This window comes from Leucobacter weissii, from assembly GCF_017565745.1.
GTDB classification, from domain to species: domain Bacteria; phylum Actinomycetota; class Actinomycetes; order Actinomycetales; family Microbacteriaceae; genus Leucobacter; species Leucobacter weissii.
This window is the reverse complement of sequence record NZ_JAGDYM010000011.1, coordinates 182,238-207,254: the sequence shown is the minus strand read 5'-3', so window position 1 is coordinate 207,254 and position 25,017 is coordinate 182,238. Positions and strand designations below refer to the sequence as shown.

Sequence of the window (25,017 nt, the reverse complement as noted above, 5' to 3'; positions counted from 1 at the left end):
TAACGAAAAACAGCTTGATTTTGGAACATACTTCCAGAATATAATGAAGTGCCCGCCGACTCGACAACAGCGTCGAGTGAGACTGAGGAGGAAAAATGCGAGCGAAGCCTATACGCATGACGGGGGGTATCGCGCTGATCGCAACGGCAGCCATCGCGCTGACCGCCTGTTCCGCGCCCGCGTCGGAGGAGGATCCCGACGCCGACCTCTCGGGAACCGAGATCAACGTTCTGGCCCTGCAGGATCCGTTCTTCTACGCGCTCGAGGAGGTGATCCCCGACTTCGAGGCCGAGACCGGCATCACGGTCAACTTCGAGGGCGTGGACTACGACACCCTGAACTCCCGCGCCACGAACTCGTTCACGGCCAACCAGGGCGACATCGACGTCATCGCCCCCGACTCGATGTGGCTCTCCCGCTTCGCCGAGTCGAAGTGGCTGGAACCGCTGAACGAGCGGATCATCCGCGACAAGGACGAGGTGGCGATCGAGGACTACATCCCCTCGTCGCTGCACAGCCTCAGCGAGTGGAAGGGCGAGCTCTACACGCTGCCCGTCGCGACCTACGGCGCGGCCGTCTTCTACCGCCCGAGCGTGTTCGAGGAGCTCGGCATCGAGGCGCCCCCGCAGGAGGCGTCGGCCGACTGGACCTGGGAGAAGTACCTGGAGATCGTCGAGGAGATCCAGGGCCAGGAGGTCGACGGCACCGAGATGTACGGCACCGTGGTGCTGGGATCCGGTCCGCAGCCGATCAACCACATGTACACGCAGCTCGCCGCGAGCAAGGGGGCCCGCTGGTTCACCGCGTTCCCCGACGCCGACACCTGGGACTTCACCCCCACCTGGAACTCGCCCGAGAGCGCCGCCGCGATGGACTACTACAGCGAGCTCTACGCGAACTCGCCGGCCGAGGCCATCAACTACCTCTGGTTCGACGCCGGCACGCGCTTCGGCTCCGGGGACGTCGGCATGATGTACCACTGGACCCCGTACGCCTACCTCGTGCAGCGCACGGAGTACATGGGCACCACCGAGTCGGAGGCGGTCGACGACTACGCGCTCGCGGCCATGCCCCAGGAACCGGGCCAGGAGCAGGTGATCAACATCGGCGGCTTCGCGTTCGGCGTCGGGGCGAACTCCGGCAAGAAGGCGGCCGCGTGGGAGTTCGTCAAGTGGGCGAGCAGCGCGGAGACCCAGAAGAAGATGGCCCTGCTCGACATGCGGCAGTTCTCGGACTTCAGCCGCGTCTCGCTCTACGAGGACGAGGAGCTCCTCGAGGTCTACCCGTACCTGCCCGTGCAGTTCGAGATGATGAACGACGGCAACGGCAAGACCGTGCGCCCGCCGATCCAGAACTACTCGACGCTGGAGCAGAGCATCGGCAACACGCTGAACAAGATGCTCGTCGACGGCACCGGCGGGGCCGAGACCTCGCAGAAGATCAACGACGACCTCACGACCATCCTGGAGGACGAGGGCTTCATCCCCTGGTCGGGCGAGAGCTACAACGACACGCTGGCGGGGACCGAGGAGCTGCTGAAGCAGCTCGCCGCCGGCTGATCGTCAACACACGGGTGTTCCGGATGCCCGGGAGGGCGTCCGGAACACCCGTCAGGAAGGAAATCCCCGATGGCAGTCAAGCTGCACACCTCGGCGCACCCGGTGGTCGCGCCCAACGGGAACCGGACGCGCCGATCCTTCTTCAGCGGCCCGGGCCCCTGGCTGATCCCCAGCATCCTCGTGCTGCTGGTCGTCAGCCTCTACCCGCTCGTCTTCGCGGTGTTCAACAGCTTCCGCTTCTACAACCTCGGCACCTCCGCCGAACCCGGCGGGTTCGTCGGGTTCGCCAACTACGCCCGAGCGCTCGGAGACGACGACTTCCACCGCGCGATCCTGAACACCCTGGTGTTCTGCGTGACCGTCACGATCGTCGAGATGGTCCTCGGCGTGCTCATCGCACTGCTGCTGCGCGAGCGCCTCCGGGGCATCGGCATCGCCCGCGCGATCCTGATCATGCCCGTCGCCATCGCACCGGCCATCGCCGGTCTCGCGTTCCGCAGCATGTACACCTCGGGCACGGGACTGATCCCCGAGCTCCTCGAGCGGATCGGGATCCGTGTGCCGGAGGCCGGGATCCTCGGCGATCCGGCGACGGCTTTCCCCGCGCTGATGGTCACCGACATCTGGCAGTGGACCCCGTTCGTGGCGCTCATCACGCTGGCGGCGCTCCAGGGCGTCCCCGAGGACGTCGTCGAGGCCGCGCGGATGGACGGCGCCGGAGGGTTCCGGATCCTCCGCTCCATCACCCTGCCGATGATCGGCACCGCCCTCGCCACGGTCGCCCTGCTGCGGTTCATCCAGTCGTTCAACGTGTTCGACATCATCTACGTCCAGACCCGGGGCGGGCCCGGCGGGAGCACCACCACCATCGGCTTCGAGATCTTCATGGCGGGCCTCAACAACTACAACATCGGCTTCGCCTCGGCGCTCACGATGATCGCCTCGATCATCGTCGGCGTGTTCATCAACGTGTACTTCATCGTGTCGAACCGCAAGGGAAGGACGCCGTAATGCCCAGAGTCTTCCTGAGGGCCCTGCTGTACGTCCTCCTCATCGTGCTCTCGATCCTGTTCCTGGTGCCGGTGCTGTGGATGCTGCTGATGGCGATCCGGCCGTCGAGCATCACGGTGGCCGAGCCGCTGCAGCTGATCTTCACGCCCGACTTCTCGTCGTTCGCGTATCTGTTCACCTCGGGCGGCGGGCTGAAGTCGCTCGTGGCGAGCGTCATCCAGAGCGGCATCGCGACGCTCGTGGCGATGCCGCTCGCGATCACCGCGTGCTACGGCCTGACGCGCTGGCGCTACCGCGGCCGCAACCTGCTGGGCATGTGGTACCTCAGCCTCATGCTCGCTCCCCCCGTGGTCTTCGTGATCCCCCTCTTCATCATGCTGAGCACGATCGGCGTGGTCGGGACGAACTGGGCGGCGGTGATCGCTTTCCAGACCTTCTCCATCCCCCTCGCCGTGCTGCTGCTGCGCAGCTTCTTCGAGGAGCTGCCGGTCGAGATCGAGGAGGCCGCGCTGCTCGACGGATGCTCCCGCTGGCGGATCCTCGTACAGGTCTTCCTGCCCGTGCTCCGGCCGGGCCTCCTGGTCGCGGCCATCTTCGTCTTCTGCTTCGGCTGGAACAACCTGCTGTTCGTCATGCCCCTGACGAGCGGCGACAGCATCCCGCTCACCGTCCGGGCGCTCAGCTTCTACGCCACGAGCGGCGTGAACTGGACCTACATCGGCGCCACCGCGGTGCTCAGCATGATCGTGCCCATGCTGCTCTTCTTCCTCTTCCGCAAGCACATCGTGAGCGGCCTCACCTTCGGCGCGGTCAAATAGCTCAGTTAGGAGAACCCCAATCATGGAACAGCACAGACTCCACATCGGCGGCGAATGGGTGGCCGCGACGGGCGGCGGGACCTTCCCGGCGCACGACCCGGCGACGGGGGCGCGGATCGCCGACCTCGCCCTCGGCACCGTCGAGGACGTCGACCTCGCGGTGCGGGCCGCGCGCCTCGCGGCGCCCGGGCTCGCTGCCGCGAGCGTCGAGCAGCGGGCGGCCTGGTGCGAGGCCGCGGCCGACGCCGTCGTCGCGCACGCGGACGAGCTGGCGAGGATCCTCGCGGAGGATCAGGGCAAGCCCCTGGTCGCCGAGGCTCGCGGCGAGGTGCTCACCGCGGCGAAGGGCTTCCGCGACGCGGCCGGCCACGTCAGGCACCTCGACGGCACCGTCCCGCACGCCGAGGATCCGAACAAGAAGGTCCTCTGCGTGCGCCGCGCCCGCGGCGTCTACGCCGTGATCACGCCGTGGAACTTCCCGGTCAACATCCCCACCGAGTACCTCGCGCCCGCACTCGCCACCGGCAACGCGGTGGTCTGGGTCCCCGCGCCCTCCACCTCCCGCATCGCGGTGAGATTCGCCGAAGTGCTCATCGGCAGCGGGATCCCGGCGGGCGCGCTGAACCTCGTGACCGGGCCCGGCGCCGTGGTCGGCGACGCGCTGGTCGGCCACCCCGACGTCGATGCGGTCGGCTTCACCGGCTCCACCGCGACCGGCCTCTCCATCGCCAGGCGCGCGGCCGGCAAGCCGCTGCTGCTCGAGCTCGGCGGCAACGGGCCGACGATCGTGCTCGACGACGCCGATCTCGCCGGAGCGGCGAAGGCGATCGCCGCGGGCGCCTACTTCAACGGCGGCCAGGTGTGCGCCGCCACGGAGGTCGTGCTCGTGGAGCGCGGGGTGCACGACGAGCTCGCCCGCCTGGTGCTCGAGGAGACCAGGAAGGTCGTGCAGGGCGACCCGCTGGACCCGGCGACCACCATGGGCCCCCTCAACAACGAGGCCACTGCGCAGAAGATGGACGCCCACATCCTCGACGCCGAGGAGCGGGGGGCGGGGGTCGCCGCCGGCGGGCGCCGCGCCGACGACTCCTCCCTCTTCTACGCCCCCACGGTGCTCACCGATGTGCCGGCGGAGGCCGACGTGGTCCGCTTCGAGACCTTCGGCCCGCTCGTGCCGCTCGTCCCCGTGGACTCGGCCGAGGAGGCGGTGCGGATCGCGCAGGGCCCCCAGTTCGGCCTGAGCAGCGCCGTGTGGAGCCGGAGCGCCTCCCGCGCGTTCGCCGTCGCCGAGCGGCTGCGCACCGGGATCGTGAACATCAACGACTCGTCGACGTACTGGGAGATCCACATGCCGTTCGGGGGCGGCAGCGGAACGCTCTCCGGTCTCGGGCGCCTCGGCGGCATGCACACGCTGCTCGAGATGACCGAGATCAAGACCATCACGTTCGACGTGACCACCTTCTGACGCGCGCCGGATCCCCGGCCCGTCGACCACCACAGGCGAAAGGAAACAGAGAATCATGACTGAGAAGCTCAAGGTCGGCGTCGTCGGCCTCGGTATCTGGGGGCAGAACCACCCGCTGGTCTACAACGACTACCACCGCAGCGAGGTCGCGGTCGTCTGCGACATGAACGAGGAGCGCGCCCGCGAGGTCGCCGAGCGGCTGGGCTGCGACTGGACCACGAGCGTCGACGAGCTCGCCTCGAGCGACGTCAGCACCTTCAGCGTCGCCACCCCGGACCACACGCACTTCGCACCCGTCTCCACCCTGCTCAAGGCCGACAAGAACGTGCTGGTCGAGAAGCCGCTCACCACGTCGCTGGACGAGGCGCGGCAGCTCGTCGAGCTCGCCGAGGCCTCGAGCGGCATCTCGATGGTGGACTACCACCTGCGCTGGGACCCGCAGTGGTCGATGGTCAAGGACACGGTGTCGGAGGGCGGCATCGGCCGGCCCCACATGGGCTACATCCGGCTCTCCGACGCGATCGAGGTCGCCGAGAACTGGCTCTCCTGGGCCGGGCGCTCGGGCCCCCACTGGTTCCTGTACCCCCACATCTTCGACCTCATGACGTGGATCGTGGGCGAGGAGCCCGAGACCGTCTACGCCACCGGGCACCGGGGCATCCTGCAGGCGAAGGGCGTCGACACCTACGACGCCATGCAGGCGATGGTCTCGTTCCCCTCGGGCGCCAACATCACCTTCGAGACCTCGTGGGTGGTCCCGAACTCCAACCCGAGCGTCACCGACTGCCACATGGTGCTCTACGGCGAGACCGGCAAGATCGAGTACGACCAGGATTTCAGCGGCATCTCGTTCGCGACCTCCGAGAAGTATTTCTACCCCTGGGTGCCGCTCGGGAAGCGGGATCGCTGGGGCCAGCTGAACCACTACATGTACGCTCCGATGAAGTACTTCGTCGACTGCGTGCTCGACGGCCGGACCCCCGAGTGCACCTTCCGGGAGGGCATGGTCAACACGGCGATGATCGAGGCGACGCTCCGCTCCATCGAGACCGGTCAGCCGGTGAAGCTCGCCGAGCTGCTGGGCTGAGCGGACGATGACCGGGGTCGGGGGAACCGAGTGGCGGCTGCGCTGCGCCGTCTGCGGGCGCGAGCACGCCGTGCAGCACGCGGCGCCGTGCCTGGACTGCGGCGCGCCCGTCACGGCGCACCGCGTCTCGGGCGGGTTCGACGTGGCCGAAGGCGCGCCGGGCGTCTGGCAGTACGCCGGGCCGCTCGGCCTCGATCCGGCCGACGCGTGGATGAGCCTCGGCGAGACGATGACGCCGGTGATCCCCGACGGGCCGCTCGCCCGACGGCACGGGCTGGGGGCGGTGCACCTCAAGCTCGACCACCTCTGCCCCACCGGATCGTTCAAGGATCGCGCGGTCGCCGCCGCCGTCGCCCGGGGCCGCGGCTCCGGCGCGACGGGCATCGTCTGCGCCTCGAGCGGGAACGCGGCGGCGTCGGCCGCGGCCTACGGGGCCCGGGCCGGCCTGCCGGTGATCCTGGTGATGCCGTCCCGCACCCCTCGGGGCAAGCTGCTCGCGAGCGGGGCGTACGGCGCGACGCAGCTGCTGGTCGACGGCGACTACAGCGTCTCCTTCGCCGTGGCCCGGGAGCTGGCCCGCCGCGACGGGTACGCGAACGTGACGACGACCTACGTCAACCCCTGGGCGGTCACGGCGCTGCGGAGCGCGGCCTACGACCTGTACCGCCAGCTCGACGGGGCTCCCGACGCGGTCGTCGTGCCGACCAGCGCGGGCCCGCTCGTGCACGGCCTGGTCAGCGGCTTCGAGGATCTGCGCGCCTGGGGGCTCGTCGATCGGGTCCCGCGGGTCGTGGCGGCGCAGCCGGAGGGCTGCGCGCCGATCGCCAGGGCCTGGGCCGAGGGCGCCGAGCGGGTCAGGGAGTGGGAGCAGGTGGAGACCGACGTCTCGGGCCTCGACGACCCGCTCCGGGGCTACGCCCACGACGGCACGCTGACGCTCGAGACCGTGCGCCGCTCCGGCGGGACGGCGGTCGCCGTGTCGGACGACCGGGTGGAGCGGGAGCGTCGGAGGCTCGCGGAGGCTTCGGGCGTGCACGTCGAACCCGCGGGCGCGATCGGCGTCGCCGCGCTCGAGGAGCTGCGGATCCGCGGCGACCTGCAGCCGGGCGAGCGCGTCGTCTGCATGCTCACCGGGACGGGGCTCAAGCGGCCGCTGGAGAGCGGGCGCCCGCCGCTGCGGGCGGAGTCGCTCGAACGCGCCGTCGCGGCGGTGGCGGAGGAGACGACATGAACGACGGGTTCCTCATCACCGGCGGCACGGTGCTCGACGGCTCCGGCCGCCCGGCCGTGCGGCGCGACGTGCGCCTGCGGGGCGGACTCATCGCCGGCGTCGCGGACCGGCTCGACCCGGCGCCCGGCGAGACGGTCGTCGATGCGGCGGGTCTCGAGATCCTGCCCGGCTTCGTGGACGTGCACGCCCACGACGACGCGGCCCTGCTGCGGCCCGGCGCGATGGACCCCAAGCTCTCGCAGGGGGTCACCACCACCGTGATCGGCAACTGCGGGCACGGCTGCGCGCCGACCGGGGACCGCGCCATGATCGAGGAGTATTCGCGGGCCGTGCTCGGCGACTTCCCCGCGCAGCGCTTCGACACGTTCCCCCGGTTCCTCTCGGCGCTGGACCGAGCGCCGCTCCGCACGCACGCCATCGCGCTCGTCCCGCACGGGCCGCTGCGGGCCGCCGTGCTCGGGCCGCAGCGCCGCGCCGCGCGGGACGAGGAGGTCGACGCGATCTGCGGCGGCCTGGACGACGCGCTCGCCGCCGGCGCCGCGGGCCTCTCGCTCGGGCTGATGTACTCGCCGGGCAACGCCGCAGGGCCCGAGGAGCTGCGCCGCATCGCCGGCACCGTCGCCAAGCGGGGCAAGCTGCTCGTCGCGCACATCCGGAACGAGGCCGATCACCTCGAGCGATCGCTCCGGGAGTTCCTCGACCTCGGCAGAGGGACCGACTGCGCGCTGCACGTGAGCCATCTGAAGGTGACCGGCCCCGACAACTTCGGCACGATGCCGAGGATCATCGCGCTGCTGGACGAGGCGCGCGCCGCCGGACTCGACGTCACCGCCGACGTCTACCCGTACTCCGCGGGCAGCACGACGGCCATCACGCTCTTCCCCTCCTGGGCGGCCGACCGCGGCGCGGCGTCGCTGCTCGAGGCGCTCGAGGATCCCGCGGCGCGGCGGCGGATCCTCGACGAGGTGCGCGCTCCCTGGGAGGGACCGCTCGAGAACTACTTCGCCTCCCTCGGGCCCGCGAACCTGCTGCTGGCCGGCTTCGCGCTCGCGGAGCACGCCGAGCACGAGGGCCGCTCGCTCGCGCAGATCGCCGAGCTCCGCGGGCAGGACGCCGCGGAGTGCCTCGCCGACCTCATGCTCGCGGAGGAGGCCGGGCTCACGGTCGTGCTCTTCCAGACCGACATCGCCGGCATGGAGACCGCCCTGTCGTGGCCGCACACGCTCGTCGGATCGGACGGGCTCCCCCGCGAGCGCGGCTACGTGCACCCGAGGCTGTTCGGCACCTTCCCCCGCGTGCTCTCCCGCTACGCCGGACCGGGCGCACCCCTCAGCCGGGAGGAGGCCGTGCACCGGATGTCCTCCGCCTCGGCCCGTCGCTTCGGTCTCGCCGAGCGCCGGATCGCCCCCGGCTGCGCGGCGGACCTGCAGATCATCGATCCCGCCGTCTACCGCGACACCGCAGACTTCGGCGATCCGAGAGGGCTGACCGCCGGTCTCGAGCAGGTCTTCCTGGCCGGCCGGCCGGCGTGGCGGTCGGGGCGGCCCACGGGGGTCGACGCGGGCGTCGCGTACCGCATCGACGAGATCGGCCGCACGTCGTGACCCCGCAGCGCACGGACGTCGTCGTCATCGGCGGCGGGATCGCGGGCCTCTCCGTCGCGGCCCGGCTGAGCCGGCGGCTGCGCGTGACGGTGCTGGAGCGGGAGCCCCGCCTGGCGCTCCACGCCTCCGGGCGCAACGCCCGTCAGATGCAGCCGAGCTACGGCCCGGCCCACATCAGGGCACTCACCCGCCGCACGATCGAGCTGGTCCGCGAGATCGAGGCCGAGGGGCGGCTCACCGTGCTCACGCCGCGGCGGCTGGGCTGGGTCGCCCGGGAGTCGGGCCGGGGAGCGTTCGAGGCGATGCTCGCGGAGCACCCCGAGCTCGAGGCGCTCGAAGGCGACGCCGTGTCGCGCCGGCTGCCGCTCGCGGACCCCGGGGTCTACCGCCTCGGCGCCGTCGACCGCGAGGCCTACGAGGTCGACGTCGCGGGGCTGATCGAGCAGCTCGCCCGCTCGTCGCGGTCGAACGGCGCGCGGATCCTCACGGGTGCGCCGGCTGGACGGATCCGGCGCACCGGGGCGGCCTGGACGGTGGAGACGCCGAGCGGCCGGCACTCGGCGCCCGTCGTCGTCGACGCGGCGGGCGCGTGGGCCGACCGGATCGCGGAGCTCGCGGGGATCCCGCCGCGGGGCATCCGCTCCTACCTGCGCACGGTCGTCGTGACCGAGCCGCTGCGCGACGGCGGGATCGCCGACGGCGCGATGATCTCCGACGTCGAGGGCGACTTCTACGCGCGGCCGGAGGGCGCGGGCCTGCTCCTGAGCCCCTCGGATCAGCAGGAGGTCGAGGCCGGCGACGCGCAGCCGCACCCCGGCGTCGTCGCCGAGACCCTTCGCCGGGCCCGCGAACGACTCACGGTGCCCGTCCCCCCGCTCGCCCGGGCCTGGGCCGGTCTGCGCTCGATGAGCGGCGGCTCGATCCCCGAATCCGGGTGGGACGCGGAGGCGGAGGGGTTCTTCTGGCTCGCCGGGCAGGGCGGCTACGGACTGCAGACGAGCCTCGCTCTCGCGGAGAAGTCGGCGCGACTGGTCATGTCGCGGACCCAGGACATATAGTCGGCGCATGGACAACAGGAATACTTCATCCGAAGCTCCGGGCGCGGCCGCCGAGACGCCCGCCGACGGGCCGACGGCCGCCTCCCGGGGGCCCTCGGGCGCGAAGGCGGTGGACCGGACGGCGCGGCTGCTCATGGAGCTCGCCGAGCACCCCATGGGGGTGACGCTCGCGGAGCTCGGACGCCGTCTCGAGGATCCGGTGCCGACCGTCCACCGGGCGCTGGCCGCTCTGCGGCCCTACGACCTCGTGCGGGAGACCGTCGACGGGCGCTACGCCCTCGGGGTCTCGGTGGCCGTGCTCGCCGGAGCGCTCGCCGAGGGGCTCGACCTGCGCACCGAGGCGCTGCCCGTGATGAAGGAGCTGCGGGACCGCATCGGCGAGACCGTGCACCTCGGAGTGCTCTCCGGCGCCCAGATCGTCTACGTCGAGAAGCTCGACAGCCTGAACGCCGTGCGCATGGTCTCCCGGGTCGGCGGCACCAACCCGGCGCTGACCACGGCGATCGGCACGAGCATCCTCACCGCCTCGGACGAGACGACGGTCGATCGGACCATCGAGCTCTCTCGCGTGCTCTACGGCGAGGTCCCCCCGCGGGAGCGCCTGAGCGACACCTTCGAGCAGATCCGCTCGCGCGGCTATGCGACGGATCTCGAGGTGAACGAGCCGGGGATCTGCTGCGTGGGCGCCGCGGTCTACGACCTCACGGGCCTCCCCGTCGCCGGCATCAGCGTCTCGACCCCGACCCTGCGCTTCGACCGGGATCGGGTCGAGGAGCTCGGAGGCACCGTCGCGGCGGCGGCCGCGGAGATCTCTCGACGGCTCGGCTACCGCCCGTCCTCGGCCACCGCGGAGACCGAGAGCCGCTGAACCCCGCCGCGCCGCGGCGGTCCCACCCATCCACAGAACACCGGAGGCAGACAGATGACCGAGACCAGCACCCGCAAGACCGAGATCCGCACCGACGGCGCGCCGACGCCGATCGCGCCCTTCTCGCAGGCGGTGAGGATCGGCGATCTGATCAGCATCTCCGGCCAGGGCCCGCAGGATCCGGCCACGGGCGCCTATCTCCATCAGGGCGACCTCGCCGCCCAGACCCGCCGGACGCTGGACAACATCCGCGCGATCGCCGAGGCGAGCGGGGGCGGCTTCGACGACATCGCCTCGCTGCGCGTCTTCCTGACCGAGCGCGACCACTTCGCCGGAATGAACGAGGCCTACGGCGACTACGTGCGGGAGCACTGCCCCTCGGGCGTCTACCCCACGCGCACCACGGTCTTCGTCACGCTGCCCCACCCCGACATGCTCGTGGAGATCGACGCGCTCCTGGTGCTCGGCGGCGAGTAGCCGGTTCCGGACGCCGATCGACCCGGAACCAGGAGCAGCCGTGGCCCTCGAGTTACCAGACCCCGTCATCACCCCCGAGACCAAGGGGTTCCCCGAAGCGCTGTGGGGGCGCCGGCTCTCCGAGGTCGGCTCGGCCGGCCTGCAGCGCTCCGACTTCCAGACCCCGCTCATGACGCTCGACCTCCAGGCGGTGCGCCGCAACGAGCGCACCATGCTGGACTGGGTGGGCGCGCACGGCGCCGAGCTGTTCCCGCACGGCAAGACCACCATGTCGCCCGCCCTGTGGCGGCAGGCGCTCGAGGCGGGCGCGCACGGCATCACCTTCGCCACCGGCTGGCAGGCGCGGGCCGGCCTCGAGCACGGCGTGCCGAGCGTGATGCTGGCGAACAACCTCGTGGACCCGGTGGCCATCCGCAGCCTCACCGCCTTCCTCGACCGTCATCCCGAGCGACGGATGACCGTGTGGGCCGACTCGGTGCCGGCGGTTCGGGCGCTCGAGTCGGAGCGCCGGGCGATCGATGCGGAGACGCCGGTCGACGTGCTGGTCGACGTGGGCGCCGGGGGCGGACGGACGGGGGCCCGATCCCTCGCCGAGGTGCGCGCGACCGCCGAGGCGATCACCGCGGCGGCGACGCTGCGCCTCGCCGGGGTGACGGGTTGGGAGGGCCCGTTCGGCGCCGACCGGTCGGCGCGATCGCTGACGGCGGTGCGGGACTATCTGGATCGCGTCGGCGAGGCGGCCCGTCTGCTGCATCGCGAGGGGCTGATCGGACGGTCCGCCCCTCCGATCGTCTCGGCCGGCGGCAGCGCCTACCCCGACCTCGTGCTCGAACGGCTGGGCGGGGCGCTGCCGGAGCTCCGCCTGGTGCTGCGCTCGGGGGCCTTCCAGGTGCACGACGACGGCCTCTACACCAGGGTCTCCCCGCTGCGGGAGGGCAGCAGCGCGCTCGAGCCGTCGATGCGGGTGTGGGCGCGGGTGCTCAGCATCCCCGAGGCCGGGCTGGCGCTGCTCGACGCGGGCAAGCGCGACCTCGCCTTCGACGTCGATCTGCCGATCGTGCTGGACGCGGCCGACCTCGGCGGCGACGCGGCGACCTTCGAGGTGGTCTCGCTCAACGACCAGCACGCGTTCCTCACCGGCTCGGGCGTCGCCCGACTGAACGTGGGGCAGGTGGTGCCCCTCGGGCTGTCGCACCCCTGCACCGTCTTCGACAAGTGGCCCGTCATCGCGACGGTGGAGGGCGCCGCCTCGCCGGACCCGGTCGTCACCGGGGCGATCGCGACGCTTTTCTGAACCTCCCGGCCGGCGGGCCGGCGCGCCCCCGGGGCGGCCTTCATGCGAGACCGCCGAGCAGGGTCGTCATCGGCACGAGGAGCGCGACGACCGCGAGGTTCGCGCCCACGACCGTCCGCACGACCCGGCGCACGTCGACCGGCGCGGCGTCGTCGGCGGAGTGAGGCGTGCTCAGGCCCACGGCGAGGGCGATTCGGGCCGGAGAGGCCATGATCGCGGATCCGGCCGCCGCGGTGAGCGCACCGACCGCGAGACCCGTGTCGATGCCCAGCGCGCGGGCGATCTCGAGCACCCCCGGCGTCGTGACGGCGGCCGTGGCCGTGTTCGAGGTGGTGATGTATCCGAAGACGGCTCCGAGTACCGGGATCAGCGGCGAGAACCAGTCCCCGAGCGCGACCGCGGCGGCGGCCAGGGCCGCGCTCATCCCGTTGGCGGCGAGCAGGACCCCGAAGACGAGGAACAGCGCGGTCACCAGGAAGACCGGCCACCACTGCGCCGCCCCCCGCGCGCACGCCGCACCCACCGCCGCCCGGCCCAGGCCGAGCAGTCGCGGCGTCAGCGCGAGGGCCGCCACGATCCAGGGGGCCGGGTTTCCGAGGAGCGGAGCGGCCGGCTCGAGGCCCGGGATCCGGCTCGCGGCCACGCCCAGGAGGATCAGCACCATCAGCACGGCGTACGGCGCGAGGGCCCGCCGCACGCGCGCGTCGAACGCCGGCAGCCGGGCGCCCGTGCGCCGTGCGAGGACGAGCAGGATCGCGATGCCCACCGCCGAGGCGAGCACGCCGGCCAGCGGCGGGGCGATCCAGGCGTTCGCCGCGAACAGCGCGGCCGCCAGCGAGAGGAGCACGAGCAGGCACTCCCGGAGGATGCGCGGGTCGCCGCGGCGGCCGATCCCCACCAGGTAGACGGCGAGGCCCATCACGAGGATCACGGGCAGCGAGAAGAGGGCGGTCCAGCGGCCGAGGACGTCGGGCGGGAGGCCGCCGAGCTCGGCGATCACGAGGAACCCCGATCCGAGCGTGCCCCACGGGCACAGGAACAGTCCGAGGAGGGCGACGGCGCACGACCGGGTGGCTCCCAGCCCGGTGCGCATGAGCAGCGGCGCCCCGACGATCACGCCGGCGCCCCAGCCGATCATCGACTCCATGAATGGCGTCACCCCGAGGCCGATCAGCAGCACCGCGCGCCGCTCGTCCCCCGAGGCGAGATTGAGCCAGTCGCTGATCACGCCCTGCGCCCCCGCCCGGTCGAGGAGGTTCGAGAGGACGATCCCGCCGAGCATGATCACCGCGACTGCGAGGGTCACCCAGCCGAGCGAGGCGGCCAGCTCCGAGAATCGCGGCCCGGAGAGCGGGAACCTGGCCGACAGCACGAGGGCGACGACGATCCCCGCCGACACCGCGATGAGCGCCTGCGCACGCGCCAGCAGGAGACCGATGACGATGAGCACGGGCAGCGAGGCGAGCAGCAGATCGATCCCGCTCATGCTCGCCGCCAGCTCGCACCGGGGCGCCCGGCGCGCCCGGGGCGCCCGGGGCGCCGGAGCATCCTCCACCCAGGCATATTATGGAAGTTCATTCCAAAACAATATCCCAGGTCTCGGAGGGGCATCGGCGGCGGCGAGCCCGGCCGCGCCCGTCCCCTCAGGCGGTCGCCGACCAACCGGTGCCCGGAAGCGAATAGAAGTCGCTCACCGCATCCAGATACCGGACGACGACCTCGAGCTCCTCCGGGCTGAACGCGGCGCTGAGCCCGTCCAGCGCCTCGTCCGCCCCGCCGTAGAGAGCGGTCAGCGGGGCGATGGCCTCCGGCACGAGCTCCAGCACCGTCCGCCTCCGATCCGAGGGGTCGGAGGCGCGTCGCACATACCCTGCCGCCTCCAGGCGGTCGATGAGCTTGGTCACCGTACTGGTCGGCATGCCGGTCGTGTCCGAGATCTGCCGCGGTGTGCGCACGTCGTCCCGGAGCACGAGCAGATGCAGGGTCTGCAGGTCGGTGACGAGGAGGCCGTGCCGCCTCGCGACCCGCTCGTTGCCGAGGATGGCCAGGACCAGCTGGCGCTGCAGCGCCGCACGCGCCTGCGCGGCAGGGGTATCGCTCATCCGTACTCCCGGGTAGACTGTTCCCGAATCGGGATTATTCCGATCAGGGATTGACTGACCAGTGTACCGAGAACAGCGGGGAGCAGGGAAGGTGAGGGTTCTGATAGCCGGCGCGACCGGCATGGTCGGCGGACACGCGGTAGCGCAGGCGCTCGCGCGCGGGCACGAGGTGGTCGCGGTCGCCCGCACGCCGGCGAAGCTCGCGATCGATCACCCGCGGCTCGCGAAGGCCGCGGCCGACATCGAGGATCGCGGGGCGATCGCCCCGCTGCTCGACGGGGTCGACGCGGTGATCAGCGCGGTCGGGATCGGCGCGGCGAAGACCCCGACCACCCTGTATTCGGCGGGCACGCGCAACCTGATCTCGGGCATGGCCGCGCACGGCACGGATCGGATCGTGGTGATCTCCTCCGAGGTCGCCGAGCACTGGGCGCATCAGAGCCGGTTCAAGCTGCACGTCGCCCTGCCGCTGCTGCAGCGCTTCCTCGGCGCGACCTACGACGACATGCGGCGCATGGACGTCGTGCTCTGGGAGAGCCGGAGCGCGTGGACCGCGATCCGCGCGCCTCGGATCAGGAACGCCGCGGGCAGCGGCCGCTACCGACTCTCCCCCGAGCACGCGCTGCGCCGAGGATGGAGCATCGCCGCGCCCGACCTGGCCACTGCGCTGCTCGATATCGCGGAGCGAGACGATCTGGCTCGCCGCCACGTCTACGTCGCCAATTGAGCGCGCCGCGGGCACGGCAAACACACCTGATCCCCACAGCCGACGCGATCTCCCATAGGATTGCCGAGGCTCCACAATGCAGCGGAGCCTGCTGGGGGGCAAAAAAATGAACACTACTGCAGTCGTGTCCGGGCGCACTCGCGCCGGGCGGACTATCACCGCCGTCTTCGCGACCGGTCTCATCGGCGCGACCTTCGTCCTCGCCCCGGCGAGCGCGGCCTCCGCCGCCGAGATCCCCGTGACGACGGTGGACGAGCTGGAGGATGCGTTCGGCTCCGCCGCGCAGGGCGACACCATCGTGCTCGCTCCCGGGTTCCCCGACGAGGCGCCACTCCCCTCGGCGCTCACGCTGGAGGAGGGCCGCGCCCTGACGATCGATCTCGGCGGCAACGCGGTGACCCTGACCGGCGCCTCCGCCGACGGCGCGATCCGGATCGCCTCGGGCGCGAACCTGACGGTGACCGGAGCCGGCTCCCTCAACATGGAGAACTCCACACTCGAAACGGCCGCCGTGTCGGGCTCCGGCGCCCTGACGGTCGACGCCGCCACGGTGACGGCGACGGGGAGCGGTGGCCGCGGCTACGATACCCCTAACGCGACCGGTGGCCACGGAGGCGCCGGCATCGAGGGCGATGTCTTCTTGAGCGGGGGCGCCCGGCTCACGGCGACCGGGGGCGGGGGCGGTCACACGAGCCATCTCTTTTCCACGAGCGGGAACGGCGGCCCGGGCATCGGCGGCTCGGCCACCGTCGGCGTGGGCAGCGTCCTCGTCAACACCGGTGGCTACGGCGGGCCGGCATACGGCACAAGCGGTGCGACTGCCGGCAGCGGGGCTGCGGCCGTCGCCGGCACGTTGACCGTCGGCGGCGGAACAGTCACGCTCGTGGGCGGCGCACGAGGCGTCGCCAATGCCACCCAGGTGAACGGGCAGCCGGGTCCGGCCGCAAACGGCTCGGTCTCCGTCACGGGCGGCGGCCAGCTGACCGCCAGCTCGGGTTCGCCCGTCGGCTCGGCCTTCGGCCCGAGCAGCGCGGTCACCGTCGGAACCGGGTCGGCGCTCACCGTCGCGCAGAGCGGCTGGGCGCTGGGATCCGACGTCACTTCGACGAACGCGGGCGTCATCCGCATCGACGGCGCTCTCACCGGAGGCGGCACCCTGGTCAACCACGGCATCCTCGTCCCGCGCGACGAGGTGACCGCCGCAGTCACCGTCAACAACTACCGGCTGACGTTCGCCGGCACCGGCGCGTCACCGGTGGCCGATCAGCGCGTCTACGCCCCGACGCTGGCGTCGGTCGAACGGCTCTGGCCGGTGCCGGACGCCCCGGACGCGCACACGCTCTTCCTGGGGTGGACCACCGATGGCGTCGAGGGGCCCGTCGAAGACGGGACGCCCCTGAGCAGCATCTCCGAGAACGGCGCGGCCGCGCTGGAGGCCGAGTGGACCGGTGTGACGATCGCGGGCGAGGCGACGGTCGGAACGACCCTGACCGCGGAGCTCTCGGGCGGCCTGGGCGACGAGACCTTCCAGTGGACCGTGGACGGCGACGCGGTGGCCGGGGCGACGGGAACCACGTTCACGCCGGGCCTCGAGCACATCGGAACGACCATCGGCGTCACGGTCGGCGCGGGCGATCTGGTCGGCTACGCCTCCGTTCCGCCGAGCATCGGCGCGACGACCGGACCGGTCCAGGGGGCGTACTCCTACGGGCCGGTGATCATCGAGGGCGATCCCCGCGTGGACCGCACGCTCACGGCCGACATCACGGGCGCCTTCGATCCGCCGAACTCGGTCCTGGAGTTCCAGTGGTCCACCGCGGAGGCCGACGGCTCGGGCGGCTGGACCACAACGCCCATCGACGGGGCCACCGAAGACACCTTCACCCCGGGCGCCGCCCTGCTCGGCGAGCGCCTGATCGTGGAGGTCACGCCGACGCTGCCCTTCTACCCGCTCACGCCCATCTCCTCGGACCCGACGGAGCCGATCGGCGCAGCCGACTTCGCCTCGCTGCCCGAGGTCACGGTGGAGGGCGACGCGATCGCCGGAGCGACGCTCACCGCGAGCCTCTCCGGCAGCTTCGCGCCCGAAGCGGCGATCGCATACCAGTGGTTCCTCGACGGCGCGCCCGTCGACGACGCGGATCAGGCCACCTGGGAACTGCCGACCAGCGCCGTCGGCGCGGAGGTATTCTTGGAGGTCACCGGAACTCGCGCCGGATACACCGACTCCCCCGTGCGATCCAACGCACTCGGACCGATCCAAGGCGAGTACTCCTACGGGCCGGTGGTCATCGAGGGCAATGCCCGGGTCGACAGCATACTCACGGCCAACATCACTGGCGCCTTCGATCCCCCGAACTCGGTCCTGGAGTTCCAGTGGCTCACCGCGGAAGCCGACGGCTCGGGCGGCTGGACGACGACGGCCATCGCCGGGGCCACCGAAGACACCTTCACCCCCGATGCCGCCCTGCTCGGCGAGCGCCTGATCGTGCAGGTCACCCCGACGCTGCCCCTCTACCCCCTCACACCGCTCTCATCGGAGCCCACCGAGGAGATCGGCGCGGCCGCCTTCTCCTCTCTTCCCCAGGTCACCGTGGAGGGCGACGCGATCGCCGGAACGACGCTGACCTCGACCCTGTCCGGCGGCTTCGCGCCCGAGGCGGCGGTCGCGCACCAGTGGTTCCTCGACGGCGCGCCGGTGAGCGGTGCGGATCAGCCCTCGTGGCGGCTGCCAGCCGATGCCATCGGCCACGAGGTGTTCCTGGAGGTCACCGGGACACGCGCCGGATACGACGGCGGCACGGTACGGTCCGACGTGCTCGGCACGGTTCAGGGCGAGTTCCAGGCGAGCGAGGTCGTCGTCACGGGAACACCCCGGGCGGGTGAGACGCTCACGGCGGACGCCTCCGGAAGCTTCGATCCCGAGCCGGATGAGTTCGCCTACCAGTGGACCGCCGACGGCGCGCCCATCGACGGGGCCACCGACGCTGACCTGAAACTCGGTGACGACCATGTCGGCGCGGCTGTCCGGGTCGTGGTCACCGGGACGAAGTCCGACTATCTCGACGCGGTGGCCGCCTCGGAGCCGCTCACCATCGCCGCCGCCGAGTCGCCGATCCTGACCGTCAGCTCCGACGACGGGTTCCGCCCCGGCGGCACGATCCGGATCGAGGGGGCCGAATTCCCCGCAGACGGCGAGTTCGACCTCGAGCTGCATTCCCGACCGGTGCTGCTCGCGACGGCCACCGCGTCGGCCGTGGGCGACTTCTCGACCGAGGCGCAGATCCCCAGTACCACGACCCCCGGCGCGCACCGGATCGTCGCGGTCGACTCCAACGGCGCCGTCGTGGCCGAGGCCGCGATCCGCGTCGGCGAGCCACTGGCGGAGCCGGACGCGACTCCCGACACCGAGGATCCGGGCACAGCGGATCCTCTCGCGCGAGCCGGTGCGTCCCCCTGGATGGGCGCGCTGGCCGTGTCCGCGCTGGCGGTCCTCGCCGGGCTGACGCTGCTGCTCGCGCCGCGGGTGCGCCGCACGCGTCGGTGAGGCGCGGGACCTCCCCGCCTTTCCTCGGCCTCCGCTGAGGCGCCTCCGCCACACGGGTGGCGCCTCGGCGAACGCCAGGGGTTCGGCTCGGTGCACGCTCAGACCTCGGCAGCTGACGAGGATCGGGCGCCCCCGACCGGGCGGATACTGCCTTCGGGGTCGCGCAGCCCGAACCCGAAGGCCCGGTCCACGGCGATGTGCGCGAGCCAGGCGAGCCCGGCGAGGAAGAGTTCGAGCCCGCCGCGCAGACCCCAGCCGAGCGCGGGAAGCGGCAGGATCAGCGACGCCGCGATCAGCGCGATCGGCAGCCACGGCCGGTGCAGAAAGTTGTAGAAGCCCACGCGTTCGGGTCGCAGGAGCCCGGGGCGCCCGCCGAAGGCCCCGATGAGCGCGATATCCGGCAGCAGGCCGAAGAGGATCAGAACAGTGGCGGCGACCCAGCCGTACTTCACCCCCTCGAAGATCGCGAAGGCGAGCAGCGCCACGGCGAGCACGGACCAGAGGATGCGGATCATAAAGCTAATACTATTAGCCTTACTCGTCCGGTGTCCAGCCGGAGACGGCCAGCGGAACAGATGCGCAGCGAAGCGCGTTGCACCACCGTGAGCCCCGGAGAACAGCGAGGCCTCGACCGCGCATGGGAGACACGCCCGAGATGGAGGATCGACGCATGGGGATCGGTGCGATCATCCCGACCGGACGCCGCGCGGGCCGCGAATCCGGCACCGGTGCGAGCGGGGCGATCCGCGACGTCGAGGCCGGTATCGAGTTCGAGCTGTTCTCCTCCTCCTTCTGCGGCGCGTGCCGCCAGACCCGCGCCGTGCTGGAGCAGGCCGCGCGCCGCCTTCCCGGCAGCAGGATCTCGGAGCACGACGTCGCGTTCGAGCCGGAACGGGCGGAGGGCGAGAATATCGTCGCCACCCCGACGGTCATCGTCCGCTCCCCCGCTGGTGCGGAGGCGCTGCGCGCGACGGGCGTCCCCACGATCGCGCAGGTCCTCGACGCCGCGGCCCGCGCCGCATCGCTCTAACGATCGGACCCCGCCCCGGAGTCGGCGGCGAGGTGCCGGCCGGCGACCGCGTAGAGGCCCGGGTGCGGCGAGGCGATCTCCGCGGTGCGCCGGGCGAACTCGGCCGCCGCCGGGTCCGCCTGCGTCGCCGTCACGTCGTCGGCGCTCTCCCAGCGCGCGACGTTGACCACGCGGGTCCGGTCGAGGCTCGCCAGGATCGTCGCCGAGACGAACCCCGGGCGCCCGACCATCACCCGTTCGCTGCCCTCGTTGAGCAGGTCGATCACCTCCTGCTGCGTCTCGGGAGCGACGTCGATGATGTTGATGAACGTGACGGGAGCGGCCATGACGGTGTTCCTTTGCTTCGGCAGGCGTTCGGCGGAACGAGGATCCGCCGAACCAGGCGGTGCGGTACCGCCTCGGTGAACAGACGAGACAGCCCCGGAAAGCGTGAGCCGCGGATCGGAGCGGATGCGCGGGGATCACGGATCGGTCGGCTGCATCGTCTTCTTCTCAGAGGGCAGCGCGCACCGGATCCGCGCCCGTGCGCGCGGCAGCCTGGACTACGCTGACGAGAGGAGCGAGAGGTCGGATGAGCACTGCAGAGCACCCGGGCATGCCGGATCCGCCGCCGGCGGAGGCTGTGCGCGAACGGCGCATCCTGCTCGGCCTGAGCTACCGGCTGCTCGGCTCGGTCGCCGACGCGGAGGACTGCGTGCAGGAGACCTACATCCGCTGGTACCGCCTCGACGAGGAGGAGCGCCGAGGGGTCTCCTCGCCGCTAGCGTGGCTGATCACGACGGCGAGCCGGATCGGCCTCGACATGCTCACCACCGCCAGGGCCCGCCGCGAGCGCTACATCGGGGAGTGGCTGCCCGAGCCCGTGCCGGGATCCGGGCTCTGGAACAGCCAGGGCGGCGGCGGATCCGCCGACGACCCCGCCGACCGGATCAGCATGGACGACTCGGTGTCGATGGCGATCGTCGACGGCGGCGGACTGGTCTCCGCGGCGCTCGAACCGCTCAGCGGCGCCGGGCCGATCGCGCGCTTCCTGCTCGGGGTGTTCGAGCGGCAACCCGGTCTGCTCCTGCGCGAGGAGCTCGTCAACGGCGAACCCGGGCTCGTCGCAGGCATAAGCACCGGCACCGGCACCGGCGACGAGATCCTCGCGGTGATCTCGCTCGCGCTGCACGAGCGCAGGATCTCGCGCCTCTGGACGATCAGGAACCCCGAGAAGCTCACCCCCTGGCAGCGCTGAGGGGGTGCGCGCGGCATGGGAACCGGCACACCCGGTCGAGCCTCGGGGCGGGCGAAGATCCTTCCGGCGGCGAGCGCCGCGCTAGTGTCCCGCGGCGCAAATTCGTTCTATAGATCGTGTGCGGAGTCGGCGCATCGCAAGGCAAGTGAGCGAAGGCTCGCCGGTGGCAAGTCGAGCGAGTGCGCCGCTGCGAGGTGTCGGCCCGGTGCGCGAGTTATGGAGCGAATTTAAGACGCGGGACACTAGGCGGCGATCCTCATGACCGTGCGGATGTTGCGATTGGTGGTCGTGCGCTTCCAGACCGCGCGTCCGAGCTCCTTGCCGAACGGCGAATCGGTCGAGTCGCCGACGGGGACGTTCCAGTACACCACCGTCCCCGGACCGGGCTGCACGCGATCGTCCCCGCGCGGGAGGTCGCGGCACTTCTGGATCAGCGCGTCCCGCGTCTCGCCGTCCGCGCAGAAGATCACGTAGGAGTGATGACCGGTGTCGGCGGCGTCGAAGGGCAGTTCGTCTCGTGCTCGGCGCAACTCGTCCAGCGTGACCAGCACGATCCAGGCGTCGTAGCCGAACCGCTCGGCGAGCGCCCGCTCGATCGCGGCCTTCAGCTCCGCGCGATCTCCGGTGTCCGCGGTGAACCGCACGTTGCCGCTCGCGAGATAGCTGCGGACGTCGCCGAGGCCCAGCGCGGCGACGGTCTCCCGGAGATCCGCCGACCGGATCGTGATGCCGCCGACGTTCACGCCGCGCAGCAGAGCCGCATAGTCCATACCACCCTCCCGCACACGACTCTACGCGTGCCGAAGGCCGCCCGCTCGCGATCCTTCGTATATATACTGGGAGCGATTCCGCGCCGCCGTGCTCACGCCAGTCGATCTGCTGGGGTGGCGCGCCGGCGCCAGACGCCGAAGCGAGGTGAGTGCCTGTTGTCGAGCGACGATCATAGTCCGGGCACCGCGCCCGTTCCGCGTTCTGCCCTGCTCTCCCGCTGAGCCGGAGGAAGCGGACCCGCGCGGACACCCGGCGAGGTTCCCCACACCGTTTCCTTCCTTCCGCACGCGCGGCTGGCGCGCATCGAGGCGCGCCGCCCGCTCCCGTGCGGGCGCGCGTGCCGCCGGCACCCCGTCCGCACGGGAGCGACGCATGCCGACCCAGAGAGAGCAGCATCATGACCGATGACCAGACCCGTCCCCCGACCGCTGTGATCGACACGATCACCGAATCCGTGAACAGCCGGGATCTGAGCGGACTCGCGGCGGCGATCGGGGAGCTGACCACGCGACAGCTCGTCGCGGCGCTCGAGCGACTCAACGCCCGGCAGCGCGCGGTAGTGTACCGGCTGCTTCCGAAGCAGCAGGCGCTCGAGGTGTTCGAGGCGTTCCCGCCGACGCTGCAGGGCGAGCTGGTGGCGGGGCTGCAGGACGGCGAGGTCGCGGCGCTGTTCGCCGAGCTGGATCCGGACGACCGGGTGTGGCTGCTGGACGAGCTGCCCGCGCTGGTCGCCCAGCGTCTGCTCCGGGGGCTGCCCGAGCACGAGCGTCAGCTCACGGCCGAAGTGCTGGGGTATCCGAACGGCTCGATCGGGCGGCGGATGAGCCCCGAAGTGCTCACCACCCATCCGGAGCGGACGGTGGGCGAGACGCTGGCCCGCCTGCGGCCGCGCGTTCACGACGCCGAGACCGTCTACACCCTGCCCGTCCTCGACCACGAACGGCGCATCGTCGGGGTCGTCAGCCTGCGCGACCTGCTCGGCGCCGACGACACCGCGGCGGTCGCATCGGTGATGCGCGACGCGCACACCGCCGGCGCGACCGAGGACGCCGAGCTCGCCGCCCGTCGCTGCGCGGACCTCGGCGTGCTCGCCCTGCCGGTGGTGGACAGCGAGTCGCGGCTGGTGGGCATCCTCACGATCGACGACGCGGTGCGGATCCTGGAGCACGAGGAGAGCGAGGATGCGGCCCGCCAGGGCGGCGTGGAGCCGCTGCGCCGACCGTACCTCTCCACGCCGGTGCTCAGCATCGTGCGCTCGCGGGTGGTGTGGCTGCTGGTCCTCGCGATCGGTGCGACGCTGACCGTGCAGGTGCTCTCGGTGTTCGAGGCCACCCTGGAGCAGCTGACCGTGCTGGCCCTGTTCGTGCCCCTGCTGATCGGCACCGGCGGCAACACCGGCAACCAGGCCGCCACGACCGTCACCCGCGCCCTCGCGCTGGGCGACGTGCGGCCCCCGGACGTGCTCAAGGTCCTCACCCGCGAGATGCGCGTCGGTGCGATGCTCGGCCTGCTGCTGGGCGCGATCGGCTTCGCGATCACCGCGCTGGTCTACGCGCCGCAGGTCGGCCTGGTGATCGGCCTGACCCTGCTCGCCGTGTGCACCGCGGCGGCCACCATCGGCGGGATCATGCCGCTCGTCGCGCGCGCGATCCGCGTCGACCCCGCCGTCTTCTCCAACCCGTTCATCACCACCTTCGTGGACGCCACCGGGCTGATCATCTACTTCCTGATCGCCCGCGCCGTCCTCGGCCTGTGAACGCCGGATCCCCCGGAGCTAGGGCATGTCTCGTAGATCTTCGTCGTCGCGAGCAGAGCCCCGGCGGTGCGTATCGCGAGGCGGAGGAGAGAGGCGATGCCGGAAGGCTCGCACCGGGCGCTCGAAGCAACGCATCGCGTTGCGCGCCCACGTGCCGAGGGCCGTATGCGGCCCTCGGTGCAGGCGCCCAGGGCAGAGCAACGCTCTGCCGCGCCGTCGACTGACGACAACGCAGCAAGACGTGCCGCCAGGGCTCGCGCAGCAGACGCAGGATCTGCGAGACATGCCCTAGCTCCGGAGGATCCGGACCAGCGACTGCTCGTCGACCGAGAAGTGGGTGCGCTCGCGAAGACGGCTGCGCTCGCGTCTCGCCGCCTCGATCGCCTCCGGATCCTCGCAGAGCTCGAGCAGCCGTGGCGCGATGTACGAGCCCTTCGCGACGGCCGGCGTGTTGCCGAGTCGCTCCGCGACCCGCTGGACGATCGCCCGCGTGGCGGCGGCGCGCGACTCGGGACTCGCCCACGACTCGGCGTCTGAGGCGAACAGCTCGGCGCACGCGATCAGCGTGCCGCCCCAGGTGCGGAAGTCCTTCGCGGTGAACGCTCCCCCGCCGGTGTGCCGTCGCACGTAGGCGTTGACGTCGCGGCTGCGCACGCGGCGCAGGACGCCGTCCTCGTCGAAGAAGCGGAACACCTCCGGGCCCGGGATCTCGAGCAGTTGCGAGACCACCCGGGCCGCGCGCGCGTCGCGCGCCCGGACGCGCTGGCGCTTCCCGCTCTTGCCCGTGAAGTCGAACCGCAGGCCGCCGGCGCTCGCCTCGACGTGCTCCTCGGTGAGCGTCGTGACGCCGTAGCTCTGATGCAGCTCCGCGTACCGGTGGTTCCCGACGCGGAAGTAGTGCAGGTCGATCAGCCGGATCACGCACGCCACGACCCGGTCCTTGGGCAGCCCGCGCCGCCGCAGATCCCGGTCGACGCGCGCACGCAGCTTCGGCAGGGCATCGGCGAACTCGGTGAGGCGAGCGTATTTCTCCCGCTCGCGGCGACGACGGAAGGACGGGTGGTAGATCGACTGCCGTCTTCCCGCCTGATCGACCCCGATCGCGAGCACTTTCGCCCGAGGCGAGTGCGCGATGCGCACCTCCTCCCACGCGGGCGGGATGACCAGGGCCTCGATCCGTTCGATCTCGCGCCGGGATCGGATGCGGCGTCCGCGTCGCAGGTAGACGAACGCGTCGTCCTCCCGGCGCCGCGTGATCGTCAGCGATCTCCGTTCGGCGCGGCGCTTCCGGGAGCGCGGCCTCGTCTCACCTCCCATCGGGCCCGCCGCTCGTGGCACGGGTCGCGGCCCGCGCGCGCTCGGCCGGTCGCTGCGG

22 protein-coding genes are annotated in these 25,017 nt (G+C 71.7%); 16 read left to right on the top strand and 6 right to left on the bottom strand.

Features of this window, described 5'->3' with window-relative positions; translation table 11 throughout:
• Positions 1-116: 116 nt before the first annotated feature.
• From J4H92_RS10835 to J4H92_RS10785, 11 genes are all read left to right on the top strand, one after another.
• A complete protein-coding gene (locus J4H92_RS10835) occupies positions 117-1,559 on the top strand; it encodes an ABC transporter substrate-binding protein (RefSeq protein ID WP_208098198.1) in 1,443 nt (480 codons plus the stop codon).
• Between the two features lie 69 nt (positions 1,560-1,628).
• Complete coding sequence (locus J4H92_RS10830; protein ID WP_208098197.1) at positions 1,629-2,570, top strand: carbohydrate ABC transporter permease; 942 nt, start codon at positions 1,629-1,631, stop codon at positions 2,568-2,570.
• The gene (locus J4H92_RS10825; protein ID WP_208098196.1) at positions 2,570-3,388 is read left to right on the top strand and encodes a carbohydrate ABC transporter permease; all 819 of its coding nucleotides are present in this window, start codon (positions 2,570-2,572) and stop codon (positions 3,386-3,388) included. Before J4H92_RS10830 ends, J4H92_RS10825 begins: the two co-directional genes overlap by 1 nt.
• Positions 3,389-3,410: 22 nt before the next feature.
• On the top strand, positions 3,411-4,853 hold the full coding sequence (locus J4H92_RS10820) for an aldehyde dehydrogenase family protein (RefSeq protein WP_208098195.1): 1,443 nt from the start codon (positions 3,411-3,413) through the stop codon (positions 4,851-4,853).
• 55 nt (positions 4,854-4,908) lie between these two features.
• Positions 4,909-5,940 (top strand): Gfo/Idh/MocA family protein, encoded by a 1,032-nt coding sequence (locus tag J4H92_RS10815; RefSeq protein WP_208098194.1) that lies wholly within the window; start codon positions 4,909-4,911, stop codon positions 5,938-5,940.
• A 7-nt stretch (positions 5,941-5,947) separates the two neighbouring features.
• Complete coding sequence (locus J4H92_RS10810; protein ID WP_208098193.1) at positions 5,948-7,171, top strand: pyridoxal-phosphate dependent enzyme; 1,224 nt, start codon at positions 5,948-5,950, stop codon at positions 7,169-7,171.
• Positions 7,168-8,775, top strand: coding sequence for an N-acyl-D-amino-acid deacylase family protein (locus tag J4H92_RS10805; protein WP_208098192.1), 1,608 nt, complete (start codon positions 7,168-7,170; stop codon positions 8,773-8,775). The genes J4H92_RS10810 and J4H92_RS10805 overlap by 4 nt, the downstream gene beginning before the upstream one ends.
• Complete coding sequence (locus J4H92_RS10800; RefSeq protein WP_208098191.1) at positions 8,772-9,833, top strand: FAD-dependent oxidoreductase; 1,062 nt, start codon at positions 8,772-8,774, stop codon at positions 9,831-9,833. The genes J4H92_RS10805 and J4H92_RS10800 overlap by 4 nt, the downstream gene beginning before the upstream one ends.
• Before the next feature lie 7 nt (positions 9,834-9,840).
• A complete protein-coding gene (locus tag J4H92_RS10795; protein ID WP_208098190.1) occupies positions 9,841-10,701 on the top strand; it encodes an IclR family transcriptional regulator in 861 nt (286 codons plus the stop codon).
• A 54-nt stretch (positions 10,702-10,755) separates the two neighbouring features.
• Positions 10,756-11,178, top strand: a complete 423-nt coding sequence (locus J4H92_RS10790) for a RidA family protein (RefSeq protein WP_208098189.1) — start codon at positions 10,756-10,758, stop codon at positions 11,176-11,178.
• A 40-nt stretch (positions 11,179-11,218) separates the two neighbouring features.
• Positions 11,219-12,472, top strand: coding sequence for a type III PLP-dependent enzyme domain-containing protein (locus J4H92_RS10785; RefSeq protein WP_341783072.1), 1,254 nt, complete (start codon positions 11,219-11,221; stop codon positions 12,470-12,472).
• A gap of 40 nt (positions 12,473-12,512) precedes the next feature.
• On the opposite strand, the gene J4H92_RS10780 is transcribed toward J4H92_RS10785, so the two are convergent.
• Positions 12,513-13,958 (bottom strand): L-lactate permease, encoded by a 1,446-nt coding sequence (locus J4H92_RS10780; protein WP_208098188.1) that lies wholly within the window; start codon positions 13,956-13,958, stop codon positions 12,513-12,515.
• Positions 13,959-14,115: 157 nt separating this feature from the next.
• Positions 14,116-14,574: a MarR family winged helix-turn-helix transcriptional regulator gene (locus J4H92_RS10775; RefSeq protein WP_208098187.1), complete on the bottom strand. Its 459-nt coding sequence runs from the start codon at positions 14,572-14,574 to the stop codon at positions 14,116-14,118.
• A gap of 91 nt (positions 14,575-14,665) precedes the next feature.
• Between J4H92_RS10775 and J4H92_RS10770 the strand changes: the two genes are divergently transcribed.
• Together J4H92_RS10770 and J4H92_RS10765 are read left to right on the top strand one after the other, a co-directional pair.
• Positions 14,666-15,301 carry an NAD(P)H-binding protein gene (locus tag J4H92_RS10770; RefSeq protein WP_208098186.1) on the top strand — a complete coding sequence of 212 codons (636 nt, stop codon included), beginning with the start codon at positions 14,666-14,668 and terminating at the stop codon, positions 15,299-15,301.
• Positions 15,302-15,425: 124 nt separating this feature from the next.
• Positions 15,426-18,848 (top strand): hypothetical protein, encoded by a 3,423-nt coding sequence (locus J4H92_RS10765; RefSeq protein WP_208098185.1) that lies wholly within the window; start codon positions 15,426-15,428, stop codon positions 18,846-18,848.
• Positions 18,849-18,946: 98 nt separating this feature from the next.
• Here the strand turns inward: J4H92_RS10765 and J4H92_RS10760 are convergent, their stop codons facing one another.
• A complete protein-coding gene (locus J4H92_RS10760) occupies positions 18,947-19,363 on the bottom strand; it encodes a DUF4260 family protein (protein ID WP_208098184.1) in 417 nt (138 codons plus the stop codon).
• 155 nt (positions 19,364-19,518) lie between these two features.
• Between J4H92_RS10760 and J4H92_RS10755 the strand changes: the two genes are divergently transcribed.
• Positions 19,519-19,878 carry a YbbN family protein gene (locus J4H92_RS10755; RefSeq protein WP_243752239.1) on the top strand — a complete coding sequence of 120 codons (360 nt, stop codon included), beginning with the start codon at positions 19,519-19,521 and terminating at the stop codon, positions 19,876-19,878.
• On the opposite strand, the gene J4H92_RS10750 is transcribed toward J4H92_RS10755, so the two are convergent.
• A complete protein-coding gene (locus J4H92_RS10750; protein ID WP_208098183.1) occupies positions 19,875-20,204 on the bottom strand; it encodes an antibiotic biosynthesis monooxygenase in 330 nt (109 codons plus the stop codon). The two genes, J4H92_RS10755 and J4H92_RS10750, sit on opposite strands and share 4 nt — an antisense overlap.
• 245 nt (positions 20,205-20,449) lie before the next feature.
• Between J4H92_RS10750 and J4H92_RS10745 the strand changes: the two genes are divergently transcribed.
• On the top strand, positions 20,450-21,115 hold the full coding sequence (locus J4H92_RS10745; RefSeq protein WP_243752238.1) for a sigma factor: 666 nt from the start codon (positions 20,450-20,452) through the stop codon (positions 21,113-21,115).
• A 242-nt stretch (positions 21,116-21,357) separates the two neighbouring features.
• Here the strand turns inward: J4H92_RS10745 and J4H92_RS10740 are convergent, their stop codons facing one another.
• On the bottom strand, positions 21,358-21,885 hold the full coding sequence (locus tag J4H92_RS10740; protein ID WP_208098182.1) for a DUF1697 domain-containing protein: 528 nt from the start codon (positions 21,883-21,885) through the stop codon (positions 21,358-21,360).
• Positions 21,886-22,283: 398 nt separating this feature from the next.
• Between J4H92_RS10740 and mgtE the strand changes: the two genes are divergently transcribed.
• Positions 22,284-23,642, top strand: a complete 1,359-nt coding sequence (gene mgtE / locus J4H92_RS10735) for a magnesium transporter (RefSeq protein ID WP_208098181.1) — start codon at positions 22,284-22,286, stop codon at positions 23,640-23,642.
• A 288-nt stretch (positions 23,643-23,930) separates the two neighbouring features.
• Here the strand turns inward: mgtE and J4H92_RS10730 are convergent, their stop codons facing one another.
• A complete protein-coding gene (locus J4H92_RS10730) occupies positions 23,931-24,959 on the bottom strand; it encodes a DNA topoisomerase IB (RefSeq protein ID WP_208098180.1) in 1,029 nt (342 codons plus the stop codon).
• Positions 24,960-25,017: the final 58 nt, after the last annotated feature.